17 protein-coding genes and 2 pseudogenes are annotated in these 26,171 nt (G+C 62.7%); 9 read left to right on the top strand and 10 right to left on the bottom strand.

Features of this window, described 5'->3' with window-relative positions; genetic code table 11:
• The first annotated feature begins 227 nt into the window (after nt 1-227).
• Nucleotides 228-1,079, top strand: a complete 852-nt coding sequence (locus AC0L2V_RS02860; RefSeq protein WP_473519346.1) for an SH3 domain-containing protein — start codon at nt 228-230, stop codon at nt 1,077-1,079.
• Nucleotides 1,080-1,191: 112 nt separating this feature from the next.
• Here the strand turns inward: AC0L2V_RS02860 and AC0L2V_RS02855 are convergent, their stop codons facing one another.
• Nucleotides 1,192-1,938, bottom strand: coding sequence for an SDR family oxidoreductase (locus AC0L2V_RS02855; protein ID WP_128247804.1), 747 nt, complete (start codon nt 1,936-1,938; stop codon nt 1,192-1,194).
• 307 nt (nt 1,939-2,245) lie between these two features.
• Between AC0L2V_RS02855 and zwf the strand changes: the two genes are divergently transcribed.
• The 4 genes and pseudogenes from zwf (at nt 2,246) to AC0L2V_RS02835 (ending at nt 7,356) form a co-directional block, all read left to right on the top strand.
• Nucleotides 2,246-3,715 (top strand): glucose-6-phosphate dehydrogenase, encoded by a 1,470-nt coding sequence (zwf, locus tag AC0L2V_RS02850; RefSeq protein ID WP_473519345.1) that lies wholly within the window; start codon nt 2,246-2,248, stop codon nt 3,713-3,715.
• Nucleotides 3,697-4,413, top strand: coding sequence for a 6-phosphogluconolactonase (gene pgl, locus AC0L2V_RS02845; RefSeq protein WP_473519344.1), 717 nt, complete (start codon nt 3,697-3,699; stop codon nt 4,411-4,413). Before zwf ends, pgl begins: the two co-directional genes overlap by 19 nt.
• 65 nt (nt 4,414-4,478) lie before the next feature.
• A complete protein-coding gene (gene edd / locus AC0L2V_RS02840; RefSeq protein WP_473519343.1) occupies nt 4,479-6,323 on the top strand; it encodes a phosphogluconate dehydratase in 1,845 nt (614 codons plus the stop codon).
• A gap of 499 nt (nt 6,324-6,822) precedes the next feature.
• Nucleotides 6,823-7,356: pseudogene (locus AC0L2V_RS02835) on the top strand (GNAT family N-acetyltransferase).
• Here the strand turns inward: AC0L2V_RS02835 and AC0L2V_RS02830 are convergent.
• Both AC0L2V_RS02830 and AC0L2V_RS02825 read right to left on the bottom strand, forming a co-directional pair.
• Complete coding sequence (locus AC0L2V_RS02830) at nt 7,353-9,197, bottom strand: CHASE2 domain-containing protein (RefSeq protein WP_473519342.1); 1,845 nt, start codon at nt 9,195-9,197, stop codon at nt 7,353-7,355. The pseudogene AC0L2V_RS02835 and the gene AC0L2V_RS02830 overlap by 4 nt on opposite strands.
• Entirely contained in the window at nt 9,197-12,775 is a 3,579-nt protein-coding gene (locus tag AC0L2V_RS02825; protein ID WP_473519341.1) for a FecR domain-containing protein, read from the bottom strand. The genes AC0L2V_RS02830 and AC0L2V_RS02825 overlap by 1 nt, the downstream gene beginning before the upstream one ends.
• Here AC0L2V_RS02825 and AC0L2V_RS02820 point away from each other — a divergent pair.
• A complete protein-coding gene (locus AC0L2V_RS02820; RefSeq protein ID WP_473511477.1) occupies nt 12,741-13,118 on the top strand; it encodes a hypothetical protein in 378 nt (125 codons plus the stop codon). The two genes, AC0L2V_RS02825 and AC0L2V_RS02820, sit on opposite strands and share 35 nt — an antisense overlap.
• A 111-nt stretch (nt 13,119-13,229) precedes the next feature.
• Here the strand turns inward: AC0L2V_RS02820 and AC0L2V_RS02815 are convergent.
• A pseudogene (locus AC0L2V_RS02815) lies at nt 13,230-13,685 on the bottom strand (adenylate/guanylate cyclase domain-containing protein); the annotation flags it as partial.
• Between the two features lie 508 nt (nt 13,686-14,193).
• Between AC0L2V_RS02815 and AC0L2V_RS02810 the strand changes: the two are divergent.
• From AC0L2V_RS02810 to AC0L2V_RS02800, 3 genes are all read left to right on the top strand, one after another.
• On the top strand, nt 14,194-17,592 hold the full coding sequence (locus AC0L2V_RS02810; RefSeq protein ID WP_473511400.1) for an AAA family ATPase: 3,399 nt from the start codon (nt 14,194-14,196) through the stop codon (nt 17,590-17,592).
• Between the two features lie 446 nt (nt 17,593-18,038).
• Nucleotides 18,039-18,575, top strand: a complete 537-nt coding sequence (locus tag AC0L2V_RS02805; protein WP_473519340.1) for a FecR domain-containing protein — start codon at nt 18,039-18,041, stop codon at nt 18,573-18,575.
• Nucleotides 18,576-18,580: 5 nt separating this feature from the next.
• On the top strand, nt 18,581-20,470 hold the full coding sequence (locus tag AC0L2V_RS02800) for a CHASE2 domain-containing protein (RefSeq protein ID WP_473519339.1): 1,890 nt from the start codon (nt 18,581-18,583) through the stop codon (nt 20,468-20,470).
• Nucleotides 20,471-20,840: 370 nt separating this feature from the next.
• On the opposite strand, the gene AC0L2V_RS02795 is transcribed toward AC0L2V_RS02800, so the two are convergent.
• From AC0L2V_RS02795 to AC0L2V_RS02770, 6 genes are all read right to left on the bottom strand, one after another.
• The gene (locus tag AC0L2V_RS02795; RefSeq protein ID WP_473511395.1) at nt 20,841-21,374 is read right to left on the bottom strand and encodes a dihydrofolate reductase family protein; all 534 of its coding nucleotides are present in this window, start codon (nt 21,372-21,374) and stop codon (nt 20,841-20,843) included.
• A gap of 190 nt (nt 21,375-21,564) precedes the next feature.
• The gene (locus tag AC0L2V_RS02790; protein ID WP_473511393.1) at nt 21,565-21,876 is read right to left on the bottom strand and encodes a helix-turn-helix domain-containing transcriptional regulator; all 312 of its coding nucleotides are present in this window, start codon (nt 21,874-21,876) and stop codon (nt 21,565-21,567) included.
• Nucleotides 21,877-21,889: 13 nt separating this feature from the next.
• Complete coding sequence (locus tag AC0L2V_RS02785; RefSeq protein WP_473511391.1) at nt 21,890-22,213, bottom strand: type II toxin-antitoxin system RelE/ParE family toxin; 324 nt, start codon at nt 22,211-22,213, stop codon at nt 21,890-21,892.
• Nucleotides 22,214-22,403: 190 nt separating this feature from the next.
• The gene (locus tag AC0L2V_RS02780) at nt 22,404-24,065 is read right to left on the bottom strand and encodes a vWA domain-containing protein (RefSeq protein WP_473519338.1); all 1,662 of its coding nucleotides are present in this window, start codon (nt 24,063-24,065) and stop codon (nt 22,404-22,406) included.
• A 165-nt stretch (nt 24,066-24,230) separates the two neighbouring features.
• The gene (locus AC0L2V_RS02775) at nt 24,231-25,229 is read right to left on the bottom strand and encodes a GlxA family transcriptional regulator (RefSeq protein WP_287055993.1); all 999 of its coding nucleotides are present in this window, start codon (nt 25,227-25,229) and stop codon (nt 24,231-24,233) included.
• A gap of 19 nt (nt 25,230-25,248) precedes the next feature.
• Nucleotides 25,249-26,148: a bifunctional methylenetetrahydrofolate dehydrogenase/methenyltetrahydrofolate cyclohydrolase gene (locus AC0L2V_RS02770; protein WP_473511387.1), complete on the bottom strand. Its 900-nt coding sequence runs from the start codon at nt 26,146-26,148 to the stop codon at nt 25,249-25,251.
• Between the last annotated feature and the right edge of the window lie 23 nt (nt 26,149-26,171).

The following is a 26,171-nucleotide window of genomic DNA, read 5'->3' as shown; positions in this document are numbered from 1 at the left end:
CGCAGGTTGCAAAATCCCTTGCAAGTTGCAGAATCGATCGTAAAGGTGCAGAATCCGCGCCGCAAGGGCGCAGTGATGCCACAATCGCCGGCAAAGGATGCCGGTTCTGGGCAGTCGAAGGGGGATTTTGCGGGCCTGCCCGCGTTGGATTGGGACCGATGCCGACCAGATGCCGGTTTCCCGGCACAGGTCGTAAGAACGTTGGCCCGCAAATGGAGGTTGTAAGAGTGAGAGAGCCCTTCAGTTTCGGCGCGCCGAAACGACGGCGCTTTGCGATGCAGTTTGGCTACGACATGCAGCCCAGGTTCTGGCGGCAAATCCGGTCGAACCTGCATCTGGTCATCGCCGCGTTTGGAACAGCAGCGCTGCTTGGCGTGGCAGCGATGGCGCTATGGCTGGCATTGCCGGCCACCGAGAGACAAGCGGTCGCCAGTCCCGAGCAGATCGTTTCCAGCATTCCGGTGAAAACGACAAGGATCGTGCCGGCCGCGGCCGCGGCCGCAAGGATAGAAGCGGCACAGCAGGCTGCGAGCAAGACCGATGCGATTTCGTCGGCGGTGGTCGCAGCGAAGGCCGAGATAGCGGCGCTGGCGCCCAATGATCCTCGCTGGACAGGATCGGGACCGAAGACCACATCCGGCCAGACGGGGGGCGGCCAGACGGCGGGCGGCCAGACGGCGGGCCAGGCTGAAAAAGCAGACAAGCCGTCCACCGCGGCGGCATTTGCCGATCCGGCAGCGAAAACCAAAGTGGCAGCATTGATTGCCAAAGTCGCTGCTCCCGCCAAGGCGGCGACGGACGGTGCGCCAACCGCCGCCATCCCCACCCCGAAGCCGCTGCCGGCCGCGACAGAGACGGATGGCACCCAGGCCAAAGTCGAGGCCAAGCCAGCGAGCGCGGCAGGACGTATCCTCAGGGGCGTTACCATGCGCACCGGTCCGAAGAACAGTGCGGCAGCCATCGTCACCATTCCGGCCAAGACCTCGGTTCAGGTGATGGGCTGCAAGAAATGGTGCCAGATCGTCTACAACGGCAAACGCGGCTGGATCTACAAGAGCTTCGTCAAGACCGGCGCGTAGCATCGGTCAGGCCGTTCTTTGACGTTGCCCACGGCTCATTTGGCTGCCGCAATCAGCCGCCCGCGTGCGAGGGACGGTCAGGTCAAACTTGAAACCGACAGGGCCGGACGGCTCAGATGCACCGTCCGCCGTCGATCTCCAGCGCCACGCCAGTGATGAAGGCCGCCTCGTCCGACGCCAGCCAGAGCGCCGCGTTGGCTATGTCGAGCGGCGTCGAAAGCCGGCCAAGCGGGATCGACGCGCGGAATTTCTCGCGGATTTCGGGCGTGTCGGCGCCCATGAATTTTTCCAGCATGCCGGTCTCGCCGGCAACCGGGCACAGGCAGTTCACGCGGATGTTCTTCGGCGCGAGCTCCACCGCCATGGATTTGGTCGCGGTGATCGCCCAGCCCTTCGACGCATTGTACCAGGTGAGGCCGGGCCGCGGCCTGATGCCGGCCGTCGAGGCCGTGGTCAGGATGACGCCGCCGCCTTGCCTAGCCATCACCGGCACGACCGCCAGGGCGGCGTGGTAGATCGCCTTCATGTTGACGGCCGTGATCAGATCGAAGGTCGTCTCGTCGACCTCGAGCATATCGCCGTTGCGATGGGTGTAGCCGGCATTGTTGACCATGATGTCGATGCGGCCAAAGGCACTCTTTGCGGCATAGACCATCTCGTCGAACTCGGGACGGGTCGAGACGTCCGTCTGGGTCCAGATCGCCGCCCGGCCGATCTCGTTGGCGACGCGTTCGGCGCCCTTGGCGTTGAGGTCGGCGACAACAACCTTGGCGCCCTCCTCGGCAAAACGCTTGGCTATGCCCTCGCCGAAGCCTGACGCGGCACCGGTGATGATGGCAACTTTATTTTCCAGGCGCATGGCTTTCTCACTCATGATTGAAGACTCCCCGCTCCGGCAGTCTCCGGCAAGGGCCGCCGAAAGATCAACATACTCTCGATTTCTCCTTTGGCTTTCGCCTCGATCCCGCTCTATGCTGCATCTGCGAAGGCCTCCCGGAACCACCTCGCCGACAAGCGTCCGGGTTGCGCCAGTGTCAAGGGCACACCTCAGGACCATCGGCAACACCCGATTGGCCCTGGGCTGTGACGCCGTGTCACTGGAAAATCTAAATCGATTAGATTATATCCACGCGTACACCAGCGAGCGGCGTCAGAGCGGACAGACCATGACCAGCCAGATCATTCCTGTCGACCCTTTCGACTTCATCATCTTCGGCGGCACCGGCGATCTGTCGGAACGCAAGCTTTTGCCGTCACTCTATCATCGCCAGCGCGGCCATCAGTTTTCCGAACCGACGCGCATCATCGGCACGTCGCGCTCGAAAATGACCGACGAGGAATTCCAGGCGTTCGCCAGGCAGGCGATTTCCGACCATGTGAAACCGGCCGATATCGACGCCGCGGAGCTGGAGACGTTCCTTGCCCGGCTTTCCTACGTCTCGGCTGACGCGACGACCGGCGCTGGCTTCGACAAATTAAAGACGGCGATCGGCGACAGCGAATACATCCGCGCCTTCTACCTGGCGGTTGCGCCGGCGCTGTTCGGCGACATCTCGCACAAGCTGAAAGAGAACGGGCTGATCACGCCGAACTCGCGCATCGTGCTGGAGAAGCCGATCGGGCGCGATCTCGCCTCGGCGCGCCAGCTCAACGATTTGGTCGGCGACGATTTCCATGAAAGCCAGATTTTCCGCATCGATCACTATCTCGGCAAGGAAACAGTGCAGAACCTGATGGCGCTGCGCTTTGCCAATGCGCTCTACGAGCCGCTGTGGAATTCCGCCAATGTCGATCATGTGCAGATCACCGTGGCCGAGACCGTCGGCCTCGAAGACCGCGTCACCTATTACGACAAGGCGGGCGCGCTGCGCGACATGGTGCAGAACCACATGCTGCAGCTTCTCTGCCTCGTCGCCATGGAGGCGCCGTCGTCGATGGACGCCGACGCCGTGCGCGACGAAAAGCTGAAGGTGTTGCGCGCGCTGAAACGCATCAACGGCAACGAAGCGCCCAAGCACACGGTACGCGGCCAGTACCGTGCCGGGGCCTCGGCCGGCGGGCCGGTGAAAGGCTATGTCGAGGAGCTCGGCAAGAACAGCAACACCGAGACCTTCGTCGCGCTCAAGGCCGAAATCGGCAACTGGCGCTGGGCGGGCGTGCCGTTCTACCTCAGGACGGGCAAGCGGCTGGCGACACGCGTCTCGGAGATCGTCATCGAATTCAAGCCGATCCCGCACTCGATCTTCGGCGACAGCGCCGGGCCGATTTCGGCCAACCAGCTGGTCATCAGGCTGCAGCCCGACGAAGGCGTCAAGCAATTCATCATGATCAAGGATCCGGGGCCCGGCGGCATGCGGCTGCGCCAGATCCCGCTCGATATGAGCTTCGCGCAATCTTTCGACGGCCGCGCTCCCGACGCCTATGAGCGACTGATCATGGACGTCATCCGTGGCAACCAGACGCTGTTCATGCGCCGCGACGAGGTCGAGGCGGCGTGGAAATGGATCGACCCGATCCAGGACGCGTGGGAAAGCGCCAGGCAGGAGGCGCAGGGCTATACTGCCGGCACATGGGGTCCCTCGGCCTCGATTGCGCTGATCGAACGCGACGGGCGGACATGGCACGAGAGCAATTGAACGGCGCCGCTTACAGCTGGCACGCATTTGCCGAACGCCAGGACCTGGCGGCTGCACTTGCCGGCCACGTCGCGGGCCGCCTGACCAATGCGATCGCTGAGCGCGGCACGGCATTGCTCGCCGTTTCGGGCGGCACGACGCCGGCGAAATTTTTCGCATCGCTTTCGAGCATCCCGATCGCCTGGAACAAGGTCACGGTGACGCTGGTCGACGAGCGTTGCGTGCCGGTCTCCTCGCCGCGCTCCAACGCCGGGCTGGTCGCCGCCAATCTTCTGCAACACGCCGCCGCAGCCGCACGTTTCGTGCCGCTCTACCAAGAGGCAGAAAGCGTCGGCAACACGTCGGAGGCCGATAGCAGGATGTTGCGGTCGCTGCCCTGGCCGCTCGATGTGGTCGTGCTTGGCATGGGGACCGATGGCCATACCGCGTCGTTTTTTCCTGACGCCGACAATCTGGAAACACTGCTCGACCCGTCCTCGGAAAGGGTCGTGCTCCCGGTTCACGCGACAAGCGCCGGCGAGCCGCGGCTGACGCTGTCGCTGGCGCGGATCGTCAGGGCCGGCTTCGTCGCGCTGCACATCGAGGGCGAGGACAAGCGCACGGCATTCGAAAGCGCGATGGCATCGGAAACGCGAAAGCCCATTCGCGCCGTGCTCGACGCAGCCGAGAAACCCGTACAGGTTTTCTGGGCACCCTGATTTCAACTTGCCAAGGGGTCCCGCACGGCCGTGTTTGCGGGACCTCGCCTGAAAGGACCGACGCCATGACCGCGAGACGCGACATCGAAGCCATCACCGAGCGCATCCGCCAACGCTCCAAACCGGGGCGCGAGGCCTATCTCGGCCGCATCGCCGAGGCATCGAGCCGCACCGCCAACCGGGCCGTGCTGTCCTGCGGCAACCTCGCCCACGGCTTTGCCGTGTGCAGCCCTTCGGAAAAGCTGGCGTTGGGCGGCGACCGCGTGCCGAACCTCGGCATCATCACCTCCTATAACGACATGCTGTCGGCGCATCAGCCTTTCGAGACATTCCCGGCGCTGATCAAGGACGCGGCGCGCGAGGCCGGCGGCATTGCCCAGGTCGCCGGCGGCGTGCCGGCGATGTGCGACGGCGTCACCCAGGGCCAGCCCGGCATGGAGCTGTCGCTGTTCTCGCGCGACGTGATCGCCATGGCGGCGGCGATCGGCCTGTCCCACAACATGTTCGACGCCGCCGTCCATCTCGGCGTCTGCGACAAGATCGTGCCGGGGCTGGTGATCGCGGCGCTGACCTTCGGCCATCTGCCGGCGGTGTTCATCCCGGCCGGGCCGATGACGACGGGCCTGCCCAATGACGAGAAAGCCAAGGTCCGCCAGCTCTATGCCGAAGGCAAGGCAGGACGGGCCGAACTGCTCGAGGCCGAGTCCAAATCCTATCACGGGCCGGGAACCTGCACCTTCTACGGCACGGCGAACTCCAACCAGATGCTGATGGAGATCATGGGCCTGCACACGCCGGGCGCCTCCTTCGTCAACCCCGGCACGCCGTTGCGCGACGCGCTGACCCGGGAGGCGACGAAGCGGGCGCTGGCGATCACCGCGCTCGGCAACGCCTACACGCCGGTCGGCCGGATGATCGACGAGCGCTCGTTCGTCAACGGCATCGTCGGCCTGCACGCCACCGGCGGATCGACCAATCACACCATCCACCTGATCGCCATGGCCGCCGCGGCCGGCATCGCCATTAGCTGGCAGGATATTTCGGACCTTTCGGAAGCCGTGCCGCTGCTGGCGCGGGTCTATCCGAACGGCCTTGCCGACGTGAACCATTTCCACGCAGCCGGCGGGCTCGGCTTCCTGATCCGCGAACTGCTCGACGAGGGAATATTGCACGAGGACGTCCAGACGGTTTGGGGCGAAGGGCTGCGGCCTTATGCGGTCGAGGCCAAGCTCGGCGCCGATGGCGGCGTGGTGCGCGAGGCCTCGCCCCGCGAAAGCGGCGACGAGAAGGTGCTGGCGCCTTTCAAGAAGGCGTTCCAGCCGACGGGCGGGCTGAAAATGCTGTCAGGCAATCTCGGCCACGCCGTCATCAAGACTTCCGCCGTGAAACCGGAACGGCGCATCATCGAGGCGCCGGCCAAGGTTTTCGACAGCCAGCAAGGGCTCAACGAGGCGTTCAAGGCCGGCACGTTGACCGGCGATTTCATCGCCGTCATCCGCTTCCAGGGCCCGAAAGCCAACGGCATGCCGGAGCTGCACAAGCTGACCACCGTGCTCGGCGTCCTGCAGGATCGCGGCCAGCATGTGGCGCTGGTCACCGACGGGCGCATGTCGGGCGCCAGCGGCAAGGTGCCGGCGGCGATCCATGTGACGCCGGAGGCGGTCGAAGGCGGGCCGATCGCCAGGATCCATGATGGCGACATCATCAGGCTCGACGCCGACGCCGGTACGCTGGAAGTCCTGGTGCCGGCAGGCGATTTCGCGCTGCGCCGGGCGGCGGACAGCGATCTTGTCGGCAATGAATTCGGCTTCGGCCGCGAGCTTTTCGCCGGGTTGCGGCAAATGGTCGGCCGTGCCGACCACGGCGCCAGCGCATTCGGAAACAACGTGGCGGAATTCGCACTGCAGTGAAAAAGGGCGGCTCGCGGCCGCCCTTTTGGCGGTTGTCGATTGCCACGCTATTTTGCCCTTTTGGCCACTACGCTGCCTTCAGGGCAGACATGCTGTCCTATCTCCTTAAGAAGGGCATTAAACACATCGAGGGATGCAGTGTTGAGTGGTTCTGCGTCGTTAGGGAACGGCAAAGGTCGACCCGTTCCAGTCGTCCAGATTCGCTCGCGCTACGGAATAAGTTCACCCTTTCGAGACCTTCCGGAGTCGAATTCTCGTCTTGGAAGCCGACATTGGCCGGAACCAGCATTCGTGACCCTAGTCGGGCATTCCCGGCTCAAATTTGCTCCCGGAAAGCGGACTTTCACCGGAACCAGCGGATTTGACCCTATCCGGTCATTCCGGCGGCGAAACAGCGTCTTGATAGCCGACATTCCGCGAACCAGCGATCATGACCCAAAACCTCCATCTGATCGCGTCATCGAAGGTGCTAGCGCTGCGTTCCCAGAGGGAGCGCAGCATGCCGAATCATCCTGCTATCGACATCCCGGTCATTGAGACGCCGCGCGCCATATTGCGCGGGCACCGGCTTGACGATTTCGACGATTATGCTGCCATGTGGTCCGATCCGGCCGTGATTCGCTTCATCGGCGGAGAGCCGCGACTTCGCGAAGATTTTCTGCGCCATGGCGGCATGTGGGCCATGCTGGGCTTCGGCTTCTGGGCGGTCGAGGAAAAAACCACCGGCCGCTTCATCGGCGAGGCCGGTTTTCACGATCTGAAACGCGACATGAAGCCGTCCATCGAAGGCGTGCCGGAAGCGGGCTGGGGCTGATCGCGGCCAGGCATGGCCAGGGGTTCGCGACCGAGATCGTCAAGGCGGTGCATGGCTGGGGCGACGCCCCGTTCAAGGAGCGAAGACGGTGTGCATCGTCGATCCGGACAATACCGGCTCCGTAACGTCGCCCTGAAATGCGGTTATCGCGAGATAACCAGAACGAGCTACAACGGGTCGCCGACAATCCTGTTCGAACGCGAACGGACAACCGCCTAACTTGCGGCTGTCGAAACCGATGCGCTTACCGCCGCGGGGGCATAGACCATGGTAGACTCGCCGCGCCCCTTTACGGTGATCTCGCGCAGCGGGGTCAGCGGAATCCTGTGTGACACCAGTTCGGCGGTCGCCCGGCCGATCACCAGCGGAACGCCGAGATCCTTCGAGGCGCCCTCCAGCCGCGATGCCAGATTGACCGCGTCGCCGAGCGCCGAATAGTCGAAGCGCTGCTCCGATCCGACATTGCCGACGACGCATTGCCCGGTGTTGACGCCGATGCCGATGCGCAGCGCAATCGGCGTTTCGCCGCGCGTTTCGGCCTCCGCCTGCAATTGCGCGTTCAGCCGATCTAGCGCGGCGAGCATTTCGAGGCTGGCCTCCACCGCATGGATGGCGTGGTCTGGATCGTCCAGCGGCGCGTTCCAGAACGCCATCAGGCAGTCCCCGATATATTTGTCGATGGTGCCGCCATGCGCCATCACGACGTCGGAAAGCGGCGTCAGCAGCCGGTTGATCAGCGTTGTCAGCCGCTCGGGATCGCCCCTCATCGCCTCCGCGATGGTGGTGAAGCCGCGAATGTCGCAAAAGAGTATGGTCAGCGTGCGGACCTCGCCGCCAAGGCGAAGCTGCGTCGGGTCGCGCGCCAGGCGTTCCACCAGGGCCGGCGACAGATATTGCGAGAAGGCGCGCGTTATGCCGCGCCTAAGCTTCCGCTCCGCCGCGAAATCGCGCGCCGCCTGCGCGCTTGCGACAAGAGTAAAGGCAAGCGCTGGCGCCAGCGGCGCGACGAAGACACGGCCGTAGCGCAGCGCCATATAGCTGCCGGCGAGGAGCGCCAGCACGGCAACCACAGCGCCGGCCAGGGTCTTCCATCCGGTCGACTTCCAGACGGCAAGAACGCCAATGCCCGCGCCAAGCAGGATCGAGAGAATTGCCGCCCATGCCGGGGGGCGCGCGATGAACAGCTGATGCGCCAGATTGTCGAAGACCGTCGCCTGGATCTCGACGCCGGAAACGAGCCTGCCGGTGCGGATGGTGAACGGCGAGGCGTGGATGTCGGCGCCGCCTTGCGACAGCGTCGGCGCGTTCTGCAGGCTGAGCCCGACCATGACGATGCGGCCGCGGAAAAAATTCTCCGGCAGGAAACTGTCGGGATCGAGCGCCTGATAGTAGGAGACGGTCGGATATGTGCGAGACGGGCCGAAGGCCTGCAGCAGCGCGTTTCGCGGTACAGTGGCCGGCCGGCCGGCGGCGTTCAGAAGCTCTGCCGCAAAGCCGTCGGCATAGCCCGGGACGCGCCGCAGGATGCCGTCGCCGTCGGGCGCGATTGAGGCGATGCCGGTTGCGGCGCCCGTCGCGGTGAAAATGGCCAGCGGCTCGACCCGGACATGCTGGGCGGCCTGCTCGGTCTCGATGAACGTCTCGTCGCCGGCCAGAACCACGTCCGGGCCAAGGCTCTTGACCAACGCTTCGTCCGCGGCCGGCGTCGACGGCTCGGCAAAGATGATGTCGAGCCCGACGGCTTTCGCTCCAGCGCGGCGCAGAGCCTCGACGAGCCGCCCGTGAAGATCGCGCGGCCATGGCCATTGCAGGCCGATCTCGGCAAGCGAGGGCTCGTCGATGGCGACAATGACCGGCCCGTCATCGGGCGGGGGCGGCGGCGAAATGGTCGAGAGATAATCGAAAGCGCGCGCCTCGACGAGCTTCCATGGCGTGAGCAGGGACAGACCAGCAACCAGCAGCACGGCGAGGACCGCGATCGCAAGAATGCCGTTGCGGCGGGAGGGGGTTCCGGGCGCGGAAGCGCCAAGGCCCTTCCACCACGGCCCGCCTGCAAACATCAGAACCGGACCTTCAGCGAACCGACGATGCTGCGGCCCCAGCCGGGGGTGAACGATGCGACCTGAAAATCCTCGTCGAACAGATTGTACGCGGCAATTTCGAGTTCAAATCGTTTGTCGAAAGGTTCCCAGGTCAGGAAGGCATCCGTCGACCAGTAGGATTCGAGCTCAGTCCCCGCCGCATCGCCGGTGCGTGAGCCGACATAGGTTCCGGCCAGCGTGACCTTGATGTTGGACGGGTGAACCCAGGTCAGGCCAAACCGCGCGGACGTTTCGGGGACAAAGGGCAGCGGGCCCCCGAAGCTTGGACTTGTCGGATCTTCGTTCTCTGAATCGGCGTAGGCAAAGGTCGCGAACGCGCCGAAGCCGTTGCCGATCCAGACGTTGGTCGTGGCGCTGATCCGGTCGAGCCGGCCCTCGCTGAGATCGATTGTGGTGGCGGAAGCCGGAACGCCGATCGAAAGTTTCTCGAATTCCTGATGCTGGTAATCGACGGCCGTAAAAAGGCGGCTGTTCCACTCGGCGTCCCAGCGCGCGGCAAACGTGTCCGAAAAGCCGTCGACAGCTAGAGAATTCTGATTGGATTGCAGGCCGAGTATTCCGACCGGCGCCAAGGTCGCCGACGTTATGAATGAGCCTTCGCGCAGGAACCCGGCTCGTAGGTAGTGGCCTTCGAAAGGCGTCCAGGCGACACCGAGGCGAGGCTCCAGGCGTTGTTCATCAATCGTGCCACCGTCAAGATAAGTGCCGAATAGGGCTCCCTCCACTTTGAGATTGGGGTTGAACTCGTAGACGGCGTCGAAATAGACGCGCCCAATGGCGACATCGACTGCCGTAGTGGATTCGGATATGATTGTGTCCGGGATAAAAGGAAACACGAAAGAAAACGTTTCGTCTTTTGAGACTTCCAATAGTCCGCCCTCACCACCGTATCGGAGAGTCAAGTCACCGGTTCCGTAGATGTGATTGAATGCGGCGAGATAGGATTGCTGGCGGGTCTCACTCTCCAGAATGAATCCTGTTTCCCCGAAGCCGATTTCCTCCAAGCGGGTTCTGTTGCTTCGATCCGTAATGTCGGTCGCAAACAGCGCCGCGCTGGCAACGTTCTGGTAACCAAATGTATGGCTCCAGGCGACCCCGGCGTTGCCGGTTCGGGTGTCGCCGGTGTCGGCATACCTTCCTCCTAGCGGCAGAACGGTAGGGTCCAGCACTGTGCTTAGGTCGAACTCGAAATCCTTGACATCGATATACGCCACCACCCGGTCATTCGGCGTCGGCTTCATGGCCATGTAGCCTGTGCCGGTGATCGACCGGTCCTCGAGATCGAACTGGCCGGTCGCTGGATCGTCGCCGCGACGCGTGTCGGTCTCCAAACCGTAGATCCTGCCGTAGAAGCTCCAGGGAAAGGGAGCTGCTTGATACCCTTGGGTTTCGATTTCGCTGTTCCAACCCAGATCGCCGTCATCGGCGACAAAACCCCCGCCGACGGTGGTTTCGATGAAAGGTCGCCGGAGAATGTTGGCGCTCCTCTGGCGGCCGGCCAGCATTTGCGGGTCGAGCATCAAGCCTTGGAAAAACGATGAGAAGCTGGTTGTATTAGTGCCCGATTCCGTCGGCACGTCGCCGAAACGCAGATTGTTGACGAAGGGATTTATGCTACCGGCAAGCGCCTGGTCGACATAGCCGGAGCCGGTGAAGGGATCGAAAACCGCGTCGCCGTAGTAGCGGCCCCAGGCGTTGAGATTGAGTAGCCGGAACGCGTCGTTCAACGTCGAGCCGGTGTCGCGATTGGCGCTGAGCGCGGCATAGTCGCCGCCGCGCGCTCTGGTGCGCTTCAGCGCTTCCTGTGCGCTGGCGATCGCCTTGTCGGCTTCGTACTCGTCGATTGCAACCGCCGTGCGGAAGGATGAAATCACCGGATCGTTCGGATCAAGGCGATCGGCGTTTTCGATAGCCTGTTCGGCGGGTTCCAGCTCGCCGGCTTCGTAATAGGCGACGGCAAGCAGCAGCAATCCATTGGAATAGGCCGGATTAGCGGTCGTGCCGGCGAGCAGGTCGTCACGCGCTTTGTCCAGTTCGCCGGTCTGCAGATAGTAGCGGCCGCGCGCAACCAGCCCGATGTCGAACGCCGGATCGACTGCGAGCGCCGTGTCGATTTCGGCCTTCGCTTCGGCCGTGCGGTCCTGCTCGAGATAGATGATGGCGAGGTTGGCGTGGGGGACAGGATCTTTCGGGTCGAGTTCGATAGCGCGCTTTAGCGCCGCCTCCGCCTCGCGAGTGGCGCCGCGCGCGCTCTGAACGAGGCCGAGAGCGTTCCAGCTCGCCGAGCCGGGCGCCAGCTCCACCGCGCGCTCGAGGTCGGCAAGCGCGCCTTCAAGATCGCTCTTGATTCCGGCCCGATAACCGGCGCGTGCTTGGAGCGCGATCATATTATCCGGGTCGAGCGACAAAGCGCGATCGATTGCCGCTTCCACCTGTTCGCGGTCGTCGAGCAGGAACGCAATTTGTGCCCTGAGGGCGGGCAGCGTCGGATCACCGGGATAGCGCCGTTCGGCTCTTTCGAGAACGGCAATTGCGGCTTTGAGGTCGACCAGAAATCCGGCCGTCAGAGCCTCGGCGATGGCCGCGGCGACGCCGGCATCCGCATGAACCGGCGGAGCTTCGACATGGCTGGGGTCAGCCAGCGAGCGCGCATAGTAGCCGCCATAGCGCGCCATGACACGCCGGCTGGGATCGAGATGCGGCGCCGCGCGTTCGAACAGATGCGCCGCCTCGGCATAGCGCTGTTCGGCGCCGGCGATCAACGCGTCGATCAGATCGAGCCGGGCTTCCTGCGCGCGCGCCAGCGGGAATTGTCGCGCCTGCCTGGCCGCGTCGTGCGCCGCTTCCCGCCCTTCAAAGTCAATATTAACCTCGGCCAATGTCACCCAGTCCTCGGCGGATCGGGACGACGGCTCCAGCGCCTTTATCCTCGCGCGCGCCTTGCGCATGTCCAGGCTCGACAATGCCGATGCTGGCAGGACGGTGAAAGCGTCGCGCAAGGAGTAGTAGAACAGCATCTGCTCGCGGTCGTCCGAATCGACGATGACGACCTTCGTCGGCGCCGAGCCGATGGTGGCCGCCGCGGCTTCGCCTTCGGCGACGCTGACCGAGCCGAATTCGTTGGCGAGTTCTACCGTGCCTTCCAGCACGATCAGCGAGGTGCGGCCGTTGCCGTCGACGGTCATCGTCCAGTCGGTGCCGCGGATGGCGGCGGCGGCGGCGGGCGTGTCGATGGTCAGCCCTTCGCCGCCGCGCTCTGCTCGCGCCCAGATGGTGCCGCTCTCCAGCTTGAACTCAGTGTCGGACGCCGCGCCGATCTTTTTGACCAGGAGCGTCGTATTGCGGCCAAGCCGCATCTGGGTGCGGTCGGCAAACAGCACTGCTAGGCTGCCGGTGGCGTTGGTGCGCAGATAGTCGCCGGGGACGACGTCCTGCCTGAGATCGACCACCTGCCAAGAGGCGAATTCTAGGAAGCGCACTTCCTCGCCCGATTTGCGGGCAATGACCGACCCGGCCGCCGGCTGGTTGCGCGGCACAACATCGGCCGCCGCCGGCTGGATGCCGACGAGCGCCGTCAACAACAGCGAAAAACTTACCGGCCCCCGCATCGCAGTTCTGAAGCGCCCCCTCTTCGAACGGCTTTATGACGGTTCATTCATCGAACTGTCAAATACTCCGTTGCAGCAGATCGCCGAATACGGCAAACGTTGCTGCCCGGACACACAGCATAGGAAAACAGGCGAAAAAAAGAATGGCTGCTTCAACGCTGCTTCAACGAAAGAAAAGCTGGCGGTTGTTGGCAGCCAGGAGATCGGCTCGGCGAGGGGAAAAGATTACCTTGATCATCTTAGCCCGCAGTTATGGTCCGTACAGAAATGATCAAATCGATTAGGTTCATTAGGTGGCCGAATCCCGTCAAGGAACTGAAGCAGTTATTGCCATACGAGCCCTTAGTAGCCCCGTTCAAGGTTTACGAGATTGGTGATGTCATTGCCCAACTTGATCTGCTCGCACAGAGCTGTTGCCCAGATGGTCACGCACTGTGCCCGACACCGCTATGCCACCGGCCGGGGCGACGCTCTCAAGTCTAGCCGCAATATTCACTCCGTCTCCGAAGATGTCCTCGCCCTCGACGATGACATCGCCCAGGTTGACCCCGATCCGCAGTCGGATCGCGCAGTCCTCTGGCAAGTCGGCGTTGCGCGCCTCCAGCCGCCGCTGGATGTCGACCGCACAGGCAACGGCGTTAACAACGCTGGGGAACTCAGCCAGAACCCCATCGCCGGTCGCCTTGAAAATCCTCCGCATGTGTTCGGCGATCTTTGGATCGACCAGCTCGGCCCGCAGCGCTCTCAGCGTAGTCAGCGTGCCCATCTCGTCATGGCCCATGAGCCGGCTGTAACCGACCACATCGGCAGCGAGTATGGCCGCCAAACGGCGCTGCACGGCGCTCTCGACCACGCTCGGACTCCTCCCACGTGTGACGGCTCCGCTTTGGAGCCCAGTAACTACACAATACCAGCGCCTTATGTCAGGGCAATCGGGCGCTCGGACATGACCCCTCCCATCGGCAGAGCCATTAGAAACTACGACACGTTCGGGCGGAATGACAGCTTTGGGTCATGGGCGTGATTCAGCCGGGGCGAACGAGCTTCCGCTTAGGGTCGGTTTCGGACGACAAGCGAAGGTCCGCTCCTGAAAAGCGACGGGAATGTCTGGAAATGGCGCGTCCGGCTGGTTCAAACACCAGAGCCGCAGAACGCCCGAAATGAGCGTCGAACGACTGGCTGGGATGGAAGGCAGTCGTTCTCCCGGATAATTGAACGGCAAAAAGTGTGCCATTTTGCGGACCTTGAATCCTTTCGGATGTGCCTTTTCCGTGCACCTTCGCGGTGATTGTGCGGTAGAATGTCGAGCCTTGCGCTCCGGATAGCCGGAGCGCCGGAGGAGACCAATGGACGTCGGCACCTGGCTGCGCGATTTGGGGCTCGCGCAGTACGAACAGGAGTTTCGCGCCAACGACATCGATGCCGAGGTTCTCGCCGACCTCACGGCAGAGGATCTCATCGCGCTAGGCATCACCTCGGTCGGCCACCGCCGTAGATTGCTTGCGGCAATCGCCGCCCTCCGCGACGGCGCGGGTTCTGCGCCCGCCCGTTCTTCGCAAGCCTTCGCTGCGGTCGACGTCACGACCCTGGCAGCTCCAGACGCCGAGCGCCGCCAGCTGACAGTGATGTTTGTCGACCTGGTCGACTCGACCGCGCTCGCGTCAAGGCTCGATCCCGAGGAGGTGAGTGAACTTTTGCGGGCCTATCAGAGCGCCGTGGCCGCCGCAATTGCGCGCTACGAAGGGCACATTGCCAAATATATGGGCGACGGCGTGCTGGCCTATTTCGGTTATCCGCGAGCCCATGAAGACGAGGCGGAACGCGCAGTGCGGGCTGGCCTCGCCGCGGTCGAAGCCATTCACAGCCTTAAGCCAAAATACGACCTGTCGTTGGAGGTCCGCGTCGGCATCGCAACAGGCGGCGTGGTGGTAGGAGAGCTTATCGGAGCCGGGGAGGCGCAGGAGAGGTCTGTCGTCGGCCAGACACCCAACCTGGCAGCACGGCTGCAGTCGCTGGCTGAGCCGAATAGCGTGGTGATCAGCCGGAACACGCGCCGCCTGGTCGGTGGTCTGTTCGACCTTGCCGACCTCGGCTCTCAGCATATCAAAGGCTTCGCCCAGCCAGTGCGTGCTTGGCGAGTGATCGGCGAAAGCCAAGCAGAGAGCCGCTTCGAGGCGCTGCACCCAGCCGCGCTCACACCGCTCGTTGGCCGCGAGGAGGAGCTGGCTCTGCTGCAGCGGCGATGGGACGAGACGCGAGATGGCGAAGGGCAGGTTGTCTTGCTCTCAGGGGAACCGGGAATTGGCAAATCGCGCCTTACGCGCGCTCTACAGCAAAGATCGGACGAGAGCACCTACACGCGCATTATCCACTTCTGCTCGCCTTACCACGTGCACAGTGCGCTGCACCCGATCATCGATCATCTGCAGCGCGCCGCCAGATTCGATCGGGATGACAATGACGAACGGAAACTCGCAAAACTCGAGGAACTGCTCGCGCTTTCGACGCAGAACGTCACAGAAGTGATGCCTATCTTTGCGGCGCTCCTGTCGATTCCATCCGGCGGGCGCTATCCGCAACTACAACTCGCGCCAGAAGAGCTGATGTCAAAAACGCTCGACGCGCTGGCCGATCAGGTCGAGGGTTTGGCGCGGCGGCGACCGGTGCTGGAGCTATTTGAGGACGTGCACTGGATCGACCCGACATCGTTTGAGCTACTGGAGCGGCTCATCGAGCGTGTGCGTAGTCTACCGGTTCTACTGGTGATCACGTTCCGGCCCGAATTCAAACACTCCTGGAGCGGTCACCCGCATGTCACGTCTCTCACGCTGAACCGCCTCAGCCGCAAATCGGGTTGCGCGATGATCGATCGGCTGACTGCCGGCAAGACATTGCCGACGGAGGTGCTGCAGCAGGTCGTGGCAAAGACGGATGGGGTGCCTCTGTTCATCGAGGAGCTAACCAAAAATGTCCTCGAATCCGGGCTGCTGCGCGAAGAGAGTGGAAGCTATGTGTTGGCTGGCCCCCTGCCGCCCTTGGCAATCCCAGCAACCCTTCAAGACTCGCTGACCGCACGTCTCGATCGCTTGATGCCGGTCAAGGAGGTGGCGCAGATCGGCGCGGCCATTGGGCGGGAGTTTTCCTACGAGCTGCTCGCCCTGGTCACTCCACTTCGCGAGAGCGAGCTCCATGGAGCACTGGCGCGGCTTGAGGAATCGCAACTGGTTTATCGGCGCGGCACGCCACCGCAAGCCATTTTTGCGTTCAAGCATGCCCTGGTTCAGGAGGCCGCATATGAAAGTCTGCTCCGCAGTAAACGGCAACAAATACACGCAGCCCTCGCGCAAGCCATAGAGGAGCACTTCCCTGAGAAGGGCACCGCCCAGCCGGAGGTGCTCGCCCACCACTACAGTGAGGCTGGCCTCGCAGAGAAGGCAGTCGGCTACTGGTTGAAAGCCGGGCAGCAGGCGGCGGAACTCTCCGCCAATGCGGAGGCAATCGGCCATCTGATGAACGGTCTGGAAGCTCTGAAATCAATTCCCGAAACGCGTCGGCGCGATGAACTTGAGCTGGACCTTCAGACTGCTCTCGGCATGCCGCTCATGGCCACAAAGGGTTACGGAGCTCCGGAGACCGGCGCCGCCCACGCGAGAGCGCAGGAGCTTTGCGAGCGGCTGGGCCGTAGCCAGCAGCAGCATTTTCCGATCCTCTACGGTCAATGGGCCTATCGCGCAGCCGGCGGCGAGTGGTCGAAGGGGCGCCAACTCGCAGAGGACTTTCTGGGTCGCGCCGAACTCCACGCCGACCGGGCCATGAAGCTCGTCGGACACAGGATTCTCGGATTTTCGCTTGCGCATATTGGAGATTTGCTGGCTGGTCGAGAGCAAATCGAGCAGGCACTTGCGCTTTACGATCCGGGACAGCACCGATCTCTCGCCTTCCGCTTCGGGCAGGATCAGAGGGCAGCTGGTCTCGCCATCTTGTCCATGATCTTGTGGCTGAGCGGCTTTCCAGAAAGAGCATCGGAAACGATGGACCGCGCGACTAAGGCGCTTGAAGAGCTCAATCACTTTAACAGCCGAGGCTACGTGCTTGCCTGGGGGGCTGCGACACTGGCTCATCTCAGTCGAGATGCTGCGGCCGTTCGACTGCACGCGGACGCGGTGATATCCCTATCCGAGGAGCACGGGCTACGTTTGTGGCTGGCCCACGGAAAGATCTTCCGGGGTTGGGCATCGGGTGCACAGGGATCGCCATCGGAGAGCGTTCCACAAATCCTTGAGGGCATGGCGGAGTGCCGAGCGGCGCGACATCGAATGCGCGCGCCATATCACCTGAGTCTTTTTGCTGAGACCCTACACCGCTCGGGCAAAACGGATGAAGCGCTACGTGCGCTCGCCGAGGCCGTTATGTTGGTGGCGGAGACCGAGGAACGCTGGTGTGAGGCGGAACTGCATCGGCTAACCGGTGAGATGCTGCTATCGCTCACTACCCCCAACGCATCCAAGGCTGAGGCATGTTACCGTTCGGCGATCGCGGTCGCCCAAGCCCAAGGCGCGAAGATGCTCGAGCTGCGGGCTGCGGCAAGCCTCGCCCGCCTCTGGCGGGACCACGGCAAGTGCGCGGAAGCCTATGAGCTTCTTGCACCGGTTTATGGCTGGTTCAGCGAGGGCTTGGGCACTTCGGATCTCAATGAAGCGCGGTTGTTACTCGCGACAGTTGCGGGCGAAAATCCATCCGCTTAGGGCCAAAGGCTGCGGTGTGTTAGCTACCGGGTCGAACCGGATACCGTCGAAGTGTCCGCTCTAGGTCAACTTGCGGCGTTGAGCGTCAGACGCTGAAAGACAGGAACGGGTCGAATTCTGCGGTTGAGCGAAGGTCGGCAATGGAGAAGCCCGCCGAATGTCCGGATGTGGCGCGACCTGCTCGTTCTGGCAGATGAGCCGAACAGCAGCGTCGTCGCGTGACGTTCTTGACATTCGCATCGCGGCCGCCTCAAACGGCTTGATGTCGCCTTATTTGGTGTTGGAGCAAGCTATCGTGTTAAGATCGCTGGTCGGCACCGTGCTACCTCTAAGGCAACGCGGCTGCAAGTGCCGGTTCGTACGCATGAGTATACTGCCAGGCTGACCGCAAAAAACAATGCAAAGATTTTCTTGCCGCAGATTTTCGCAAAAGCAAGGAGACGTTCATGAGCGCAAGTGGCCGATATCTCCGGAGCCTGATGGCCTGCATGCTTGCCTGTGTCTTCTGGGTGGATACCGCTTCAGCGCAGTCGAATAACGCCGGCTGTACGTTCCGACTGGTAGCAGGGACGTCCCGACAAATTCTGAGATGCCGGCAAGGCCTTACCATCATTGCGGAAGATGGCGCTCGTTTTGCACTGGTGGACCGTGATCGAAATGGTAGTGCCGATGCGGTCAGATTACGGCGCAAGGCGCTGTTGCTCGATGATCCAGCCGGCAGGGTCCGGGGTGGCTTCGCTGTCGTCACCCCGCAGGCGATCGCCGCGGTGCGAGGTACAAAATGGGCAGTTGACGTTGCCCGAGGCAAGACTTCTGTCTTCGTCGTCAAAGGTCGCGTCGCCGTGCAAAGGCCGGCGTCCAATGCTGGCGTAGTCCTCGGGCCGGGTGAAGGCGTCGATGTGGAAGCCGGAACAGGCACACTGACGGTCAAGCGCTGGCCCGCCGCACGTGTTTCGGCATTGATGGCGCGTTTCGGTCAGTAAGCTAAATGAGCGGGCGAGCGCTTCAGACGCTGATCGCGCTCGTCCTGGCGGGTCTTTGGGGGGCCGGGCTTGGCTTTGCGCACTGGCGCGGCAACATGTGGGGCCTCGATCGCGTCGAAGCAACGATGACGGATCTTCGAACGCTTGTTCGGGGAACGGCAAAGCCGCCGGAGCTGATTACCATTGTCGCAATAGACGACGAAGCGGTCCGAAACGAGGGCCGCTATCCCCTCAGCCGCGCCACGCTTGCCCGGATTGTCGACACGATAGCTCGCTTTGGACCGAAAGCCATTGCGGTCGACCTGCTGCTGGTCGATCCCGGGACAAAAGATGATGATGAGGCGCTCGCGCGTTCGCTGCGCGGAACTTCAAGCGTAATCGCTGCTGCAGCGGTCTACTCGGGAGGTAAACAATCGATTGCAGTCGAGGGCGATGGCCCTCTCGCCCGAGTGCCGAATGCCAAGCAGTTTTTGTGGCCCCTCAAAGCGTTCTCGGATATCGCCGCTGTCGGCGTCGTGAACGTGGTTACCGACTGGACGGGAACGCCTCGGTTCGTCCCGCTGCTGTTTCGGGCCGGAGATCGGACGGAAGCGTCTTTCTCCCTGCGCGTTGCCGCCATGGCGGTGGGAGAGGATCCGGGAATAGCGCCCGACTATCTATCTCTGGGCCGACAGCGGATTCGGACGGACATTGGTCACATACTCCCTCTGACATTCTATGGCCCCCGCGGCACGATCCGCACGATCAGCGCCACGACGGTGCTGGGCGGCCAAGTCGATGGCGGCATTATTCGGGATCGAATTGTTGTGATCGGAGCAACTGCAACCGGCGCCGGCGATGTTTTCCCGACACCGTTTGATCCCGTGCTCCCAGGCGTCGAGGTCATGTCGACGGCCATTGCCCATCTGATGACCGGCGACGGCATAGTGCGAGATCAGTACGTTCGCCTTGCAGATGCCGGCTTTGCGGTGGTGCTGCCGGTGGTTCTTGTGGGGCTGTTGGCATGGCGTCGCAATGCCATCGGCCTTGCAGCGATCGTCGGCGTGGTTGTGATCTGGTTCGTGGTCAATATGACCGCATTCTCACACCATATCTGGCTGAGCGCGGCGTTGCCGATGGCCGCCGCCGTTCCACCGGCTATTTTGTTCGGGGCCGCGCAGCTTTGGTTGGGCCGGAACCAGGCCCAGTATTTCGCCACGCAGAGCGAATTGCTTCAACGAGTTCAGGCCCCGGGCTTTGAGGCGTGGCTCGCGAAGCATGGCGACTTTCTCCTGGAACCTCTCCGGAGGGACGCCGCCATCTTATTCATTGACCTGTCCGGTTTCACCGGACTGAGCGAAACATTGGGGCCGAACGCCACACGCGAACTTTTGAACACGTTCCATGCGTTGGTGGACGAAGAGGTGACAAGCTGCGGTGGCGTTGTCACGAATTTCATGGGTGACGGAGCCATGATCCTGTTCGGGCTACCGGAAGCAGCGACAGATGATGCCTTCAATGCTGCCCGCTGCTGCGCAGCGCTCGCCAGCCGTACCAACAACTGGCTCGTCTCGTTGCCCGCATCAACTGCATCCAGGCTCGGCTTCAAGATCGGAGCGCATTACGGAACAATCGTTGCGTCGAGACTCGGTGGCAAAGGCCGTCAGCACATCGCGACTACGGGTGATACGGTTAACGTCGCCAGTCGCTTGATGGAGATCGCGGCCGGCCAAAATGCCGAAGTCGCAGTGAGCGACGAAATCCTGCAAGTCGCCGGCCGCGACTGCGAGTTGTTCAAATCTGGTGCTCTAAGAGGACCTGTGGAAGCACAGGTCCGCGGGCGTTCAGGCTCGCTCGCAATCTGGCTGTGGCAGAGTTCGCAGACGCTGCAGGATACCAGGCCCCGTGAACAATGATGGTACCGGAATGTCTGAATGGCGACCGTTTGGCCGCGACATTTCGAATCCTGCCTGAGGCCTCGGCCAACCCGAACGGGAGATTCTGAATAAATCCGCAATGATGGAAGGCAGCTTCGGGTCATGGGCGTGAATTCGGCCGGGGGCGAACGAGCTTCCGCTTAAGGTCGTATCAGGCTGTAGCGCGAACGGCAGGTTTGGAGAAACGCAATAAGGATCGGCAAATGGCGCTCCTAAGCCGTTCGGCCGATCCCCGCCGAACGGCGATCTCCCCACCCGCAGCCGTCGTTCTTCCGAATCCTTTCCGCAACGTATGCTGAACCGAAAGGGGGATTTCGATGCATCGCCTTCTCATCGGCGTGGTCTGTAATCAGGCAGGAACGTAGGTCAACCTGATGACTTCCCCGCCGATTCGCTCGCTGGCCACAAGGCGGAGCGGTGGCCGAGAGCCGGCGAAGAAGGGCTTGCCGCGACCAAGCACCACGGGGTGACGGTAGAGGCGGTATTCGTCGATCAGACCCATTTCGGTCAGGCTTTGCGCCAACTCTGGTCCGGAAGCGGAAATCTCTCCTGTTAGCTTGGCCTTTAGCCTGCGTATCACTACCTCGACGTCATCCGCGATAAGCGTGGCATTGGGACCGACCGACTTCAACGAGCGCGATACAACCCATTTCGGCTGGCGCCGCCACGCCGCCGCGAACTCGTGTTGCTCCGTACTCCACTCAGGACGATCTTCGTCCCAATAGCGCATGGCCTCGTACATGCGGCGACCGTACACACTGCCGGTCAGGTCGCGCACATGCTCTATCCAGTGACGAAAGAGCGCGGGACTTGGCGCAGGTAATTCCTCGTGGTCGACATAGCCGTCGAGGGACTGGTTCATTCCGAATACGATTTTCGCCATGCTGCAAAATCCCCCCGTCGCGTCAGGTATACAAGACGAACGACAGCCAAGCGCCCCCGACACATGCTCGAAATTTTTTCTTGTGGGGGTCGTTAGCCGGTTCATGTCGCAAAATTCCCGAGTCTTGAATCGGTTTCGCGACTGATATTGACGTCGCAAAACCGGATGTTCTGCGACGCCCTTTCTAACGTCAGACGTGGGGCACGGATTTGCCGAGTGGCTGCACCGCCAAGCGCAGGCCCATCGTGCGAAGGACGGCATTCAGGCTGCGCAGCTCTGGGTTCCCCTTCTCCGAAAGGGTACGGTAGAGTTGCGTGGGGTTCAGCTCGGCCGACTTGGCGACGGCGGGCATGCCGCCGAACGCCTTGGTCATTTGCCGGAGCGTCACCAGCAGTTCGCCCTGGTCGCCATCCGCAAGGATCGCGTCGAGCGTGGCAGCGGCCGTCGCCGGATCGTCCCGGAACAGATCGGCCATTGCGTCGTCATGACTGCGGTCTTTCATCGTCATTGCTCCTTCAAACAGTACGGTTTTGCCAGTCGCGCCAATAGTCACACGCCCGGTCAATGTCGGCGTCCTGTGTTCGTTTGGTGCCGCCGCACAAGAGCAGGATCACCGTCTTGCCCGATCGGACGTAGTAAACCCGGTAGCCAGGGCCGACATCGATGCGCAGTTCGTGGACGCCCTCGCGAAGCGGCTTGAAATCACCGAAGTTGCCTTGCTCAAGCCGGTTCAATCGTCGGATGATCGCCGCTTTGGCTTGTACGTCGCGAAGCTTGCGCAGCCAGCCGGCAATCAGGTCTTCGCCGTCACGCGTGATGTAGTGTCGTACATCGAACATTTAGGCGATATTCGTTTAAAAACGAATTTTTCGCAAGCCCTTTTTTGCCCGCTGACCATCACAATGTGGGAGCTGTACCTCGCGGATATCAGGAATTACGCGACAAATCGCGAGTCTGGCGCCAGACGGCATGTCCACATTTGGGTAGGGGCTGGGCTCGCGGCCACCCTTTTTCAGACGTCGAATGTCCCTACTGCACCGTCAACTCGGCTCGCTCGCCGGCTGTGATGGTCACCGTGCTTTCCTTCGAGCTGTTGTCCAACTTTTCGGAGACGACGGCGTAGTCGCCGGCCGGCAGCGCCGCCTGATATTTCTCGTCATAGGCGTAGCCAAGCGATTTGCGGTTGCCGTTGATGTCCTTCTTCGCATCGAAAATCTCGATCTTCGAAGCTCCTGGCGCGGTGATCGCCAGCACGCCGGCATTGATGGCGATCTTCAGATCCTGATGCTCACCGGCCTTGACGCTGAACGGCTGCTCGACGACGGCAAGGTCGACCGTCGCCGTCAGCACATAGTCGTCGGGCGGCAGATCGAACTTGCTGTCGGGGCCATAGGCATAAGCCACCTCTTGCCTCGTTCCGTCGATCTTCTTTTTTGCCTTGAACACCTTGAAGCCAATGCCCGAGCCGTCGGCCTTGTCGCCACCGGCAATGTAGTAGGCGTTGGCAACGACACGGCCGACGCCGACGACGATATCCTTGTCGACGACGTTGCCGGCAGTGAGCGGGATGGTTTCGGTAACCTCGCCCTGCCCGATCCTGACCGTGACTTTCTGATCGCCGGCCGGCAACACCACCTTGGTGTCGCCATAATAGGTCGCAGGCATTTCAACGCCCGGAAAGGCGATCACGACAGCCGCACCATCGGCCACATCCGCTCCCTCGCTTGGCCGCGGATGAATGATGAGCGTGCCGGCATCGAGCACGAACAGGGGTTTGTAGACCTCGACCGCCTCGACCGTGATCTTCTGTTCGGTCCTGGCCTCGCCATGGCGCGCCACGACTGTGTAGTCACCCGGCTCCAAATTGCCTTTATAAGCTCCGTATTCGGTGGCGACGTACTCGCCGCGCGTGCCGTCGGACTTTGCCTTGAATATCTCCCAGGAATTGCCGTCGGTGACGGGATCGCCGCCATCGGCGAGCACCACGGCGGGCATGAAGTTGAACTCCGGTTTTTCCGACGCGGCGACCGGCTGCGGCGCTGGCGCTGGTTCGGGCGCCGGTGCAGGTGCGGCGGCGATGGTCTCGACCAGCGCGTCCTGCAGCGCCTTCTCATCCGACGCCTGGATGTATTTGCCGCCGGTGTTGTCGGCGAGGCAAGCAACCTGCCTGCCCTCGTCCGCGGTCAGGCCGAAGCCGACGACGTTTACGGTGAAGTCGACGCCGGCAGCCCTCAGTTCCCTGCCGAGCGCGCAGGGGTCGCCTTTGCAGATCTCGAGCCCGTCGGTGATCAGGATGACGGTGGCCTTGTCCTCGGTGTATTTCAGCGCCTCGGCCGCCTGCCTGACGGCTGATGTCAGCGGCGTCTTGCCGATGAATTTCAGGCTGTCGGCGGCAGTGGAAACAGCACCTGCCGAGCCGGCCTGCGGCGGCACGATGAGCTCGATGTCCTCGCAACTGCCCTTCTCGCGATGGCCATAGGCCATGAAGCCGATTTCCTTGTCGGCGGGGACCGATTGCAGCACCGTTCGCAGCGATTCGCGGGCGATTTCGAGCTTCGGCTTGCCGTCGATCTGCGCCCACATCGAACCGGAGGCGTCGAGAACGATGACGACACGGTCGGCGGCAAGGCCGAGCGTCGTCATCCACAACAGGAGCGCCGCCGCAACGATGCTCCGTGCAAGTCCCGCCATGAAATCTCCCCCCAGTCAGTGGCCGCCAGTTCGTCGCAGCCAGTCAGCTTCTGCCAGCAGTCCATGCCCGCCAGTCCGTCCCAGCCGGGGGAAGCTATTTGACGCCGCGTCAGGATACAAGCCCGGGCGCCGGGGCACGTGGCGGGCCTGACTGCGCCAAACCCCTCAATATGTCGTGCGCCGCTCTTCGGAAGGCGGCCGGCCAAACTGCAGCCGGTAGCTCTGGGCAAAATAGGAGTGCGAGGTGAAGCCGGTGGCGATCGCCACGTCGAGGATCGGCATGTTGGTCTGGCGCAGCAATTCGCGCGCCCGCTCAAGCCTGAGCCGCATGTAATAGCGGCCGGGCGTCACACTGAGGTGACGCAGGAACAGCCGCTCGACCTGGCGCACCGACAGGCCCGCCGACTTGGCGAGCTGCACCGCCGACAGCGGCTCGTCGAGATGGTCGGCCATCAGCTCGACGATGCGCCGCAGCTTCTCCGATTTGCCGGTCAGGTCTCGCTCGGGGCCGACGCGCTGGCGGTCGCCGGCGGAGCGGATGCGCTCGTGCTGGAACTGGTTGGCGACGCCGTTGGCGAGGCTCGAGCCGAAATCGCCGCGCACGATCTCCAGCATCAGGTCGATGGAGGTGGTGCCGCCGGCGCATGTGTAACGCTTGCGATCGATCTCGAAGACGTTGCCGGTGCAGTTGATGTCGGGAAACCGTTCGACGAAGCCGGCGCGGTTTTCCCAGTGGATGGTGCAGCGATAGCCTTCGAGCTGGCCTGCCTCGGCGAGCAGATAGGAGCCGACCGACAGTGCGCCGAGCGCGTTGCCGCGCCGGCCCCAGCTGCGCAGCGCCGCCAGCACCTTGCTCTTGCCGGGAAACTCGGTGGTCAGCCCGACCGAGACGAAAAGAATATCGACCGGCGGCAGATCGGCGACAGCGTAGTCGATCTTGAGCGGCAGGCCGTTGGAGGCCATGACGGCATCGCCGTCGGCCGACACCGTCGTCCAGCCATAGAAGTCGTGGCCGAGCAGCCGGTTCGCCGACCGGAACGTGTCGATTGCGGCGGCCAGCGAGAACATGGAAAACTTGTCGACCAGCAGGAAGCCGAACTGCCGGCCGCCGTGAATGGGATCATTGGCGACCGGCCGCTCTGGGGGAACAGTGAGGTTCGGCAAAGCTTTGGGCTTTCCAGGTTCAGAAAGACGGCCGTTTCAATCCGGCCGCGAGATAGGCGGAAGCTAGCGTGTTGGCCATCAGCATGGCAATGGTCATCGGGCCGACGCCGCCGGGCACTGGCGTGATGGCGCCGGCCGTCCTGGCCGCTTCCGCATAGGCGACGTCACCGACGAGACGGGTCTTGCCTTCGCCCTTTTCTGGCGCCGCGATGCGGTTGATGCCGACGTCGATGATGGTGGCGCCCGGTTTGACCCAGTCACCCCTGACCATTTCAGCTCTGCCGACAGCGGCAACGAGAATGTCGGCGGTGCGCGCCAGTGCAGCCAGGTCCTTCGTGCGGCTGTGCGCGATGGTGACGGTGCAGTTGGCGGCAAGCAGAAGATTGGCCATCGGCTTGCCGACAATATTGGAGCGGCCGACGACCACCGCATTGAGCCCGGAAAGATCCTTGCCGCGCACACGCTCGATGAGCAGCATCGAGCCGGCCGGCGTGCAAGGCACGAACGCCGTCTCCAGTTCGCCGGTGCCGAGCTTGCCGACATTGATGAAGTGGAAGCCGTCGACATCCTTTTGCGGCGCTATTGCCTGGATGACCTTGCCCGCATCGATATGGCCAGGCAGCGGCAGCTGCACCAGGATGCCGTTGATGCCGGGATCGGCGTTGAGTTCGCCGATGATAGCAAGCAGTTCCAGTTCGGACATCTCGGCCGGCAGCGTGTGCTGGACCGAATGAAAGCCGCATTCCTTGGCGGTGCGGGATTTGGAGGCGACGTAAACCTGGCTCGCCGGATCCTCGCCGACGATGACCACGGCGAGACCGGGTTTGTGCGCGCCCTTTTCCATCAGTTCGATCGTCAGGGCCTTGACGCGCCGCACCACGCCTTCGGCAACGCTTTTTCCGTCAATCAACTCGGCCATCAACCATCCTCGACATCGCTCTG

Source organism: Mesorhizobium sp. WSM4814 (assembly GCF_055811595.1).
This window is presented reverse-complemented; position numbering and strand designations above follow the sequence as displayed.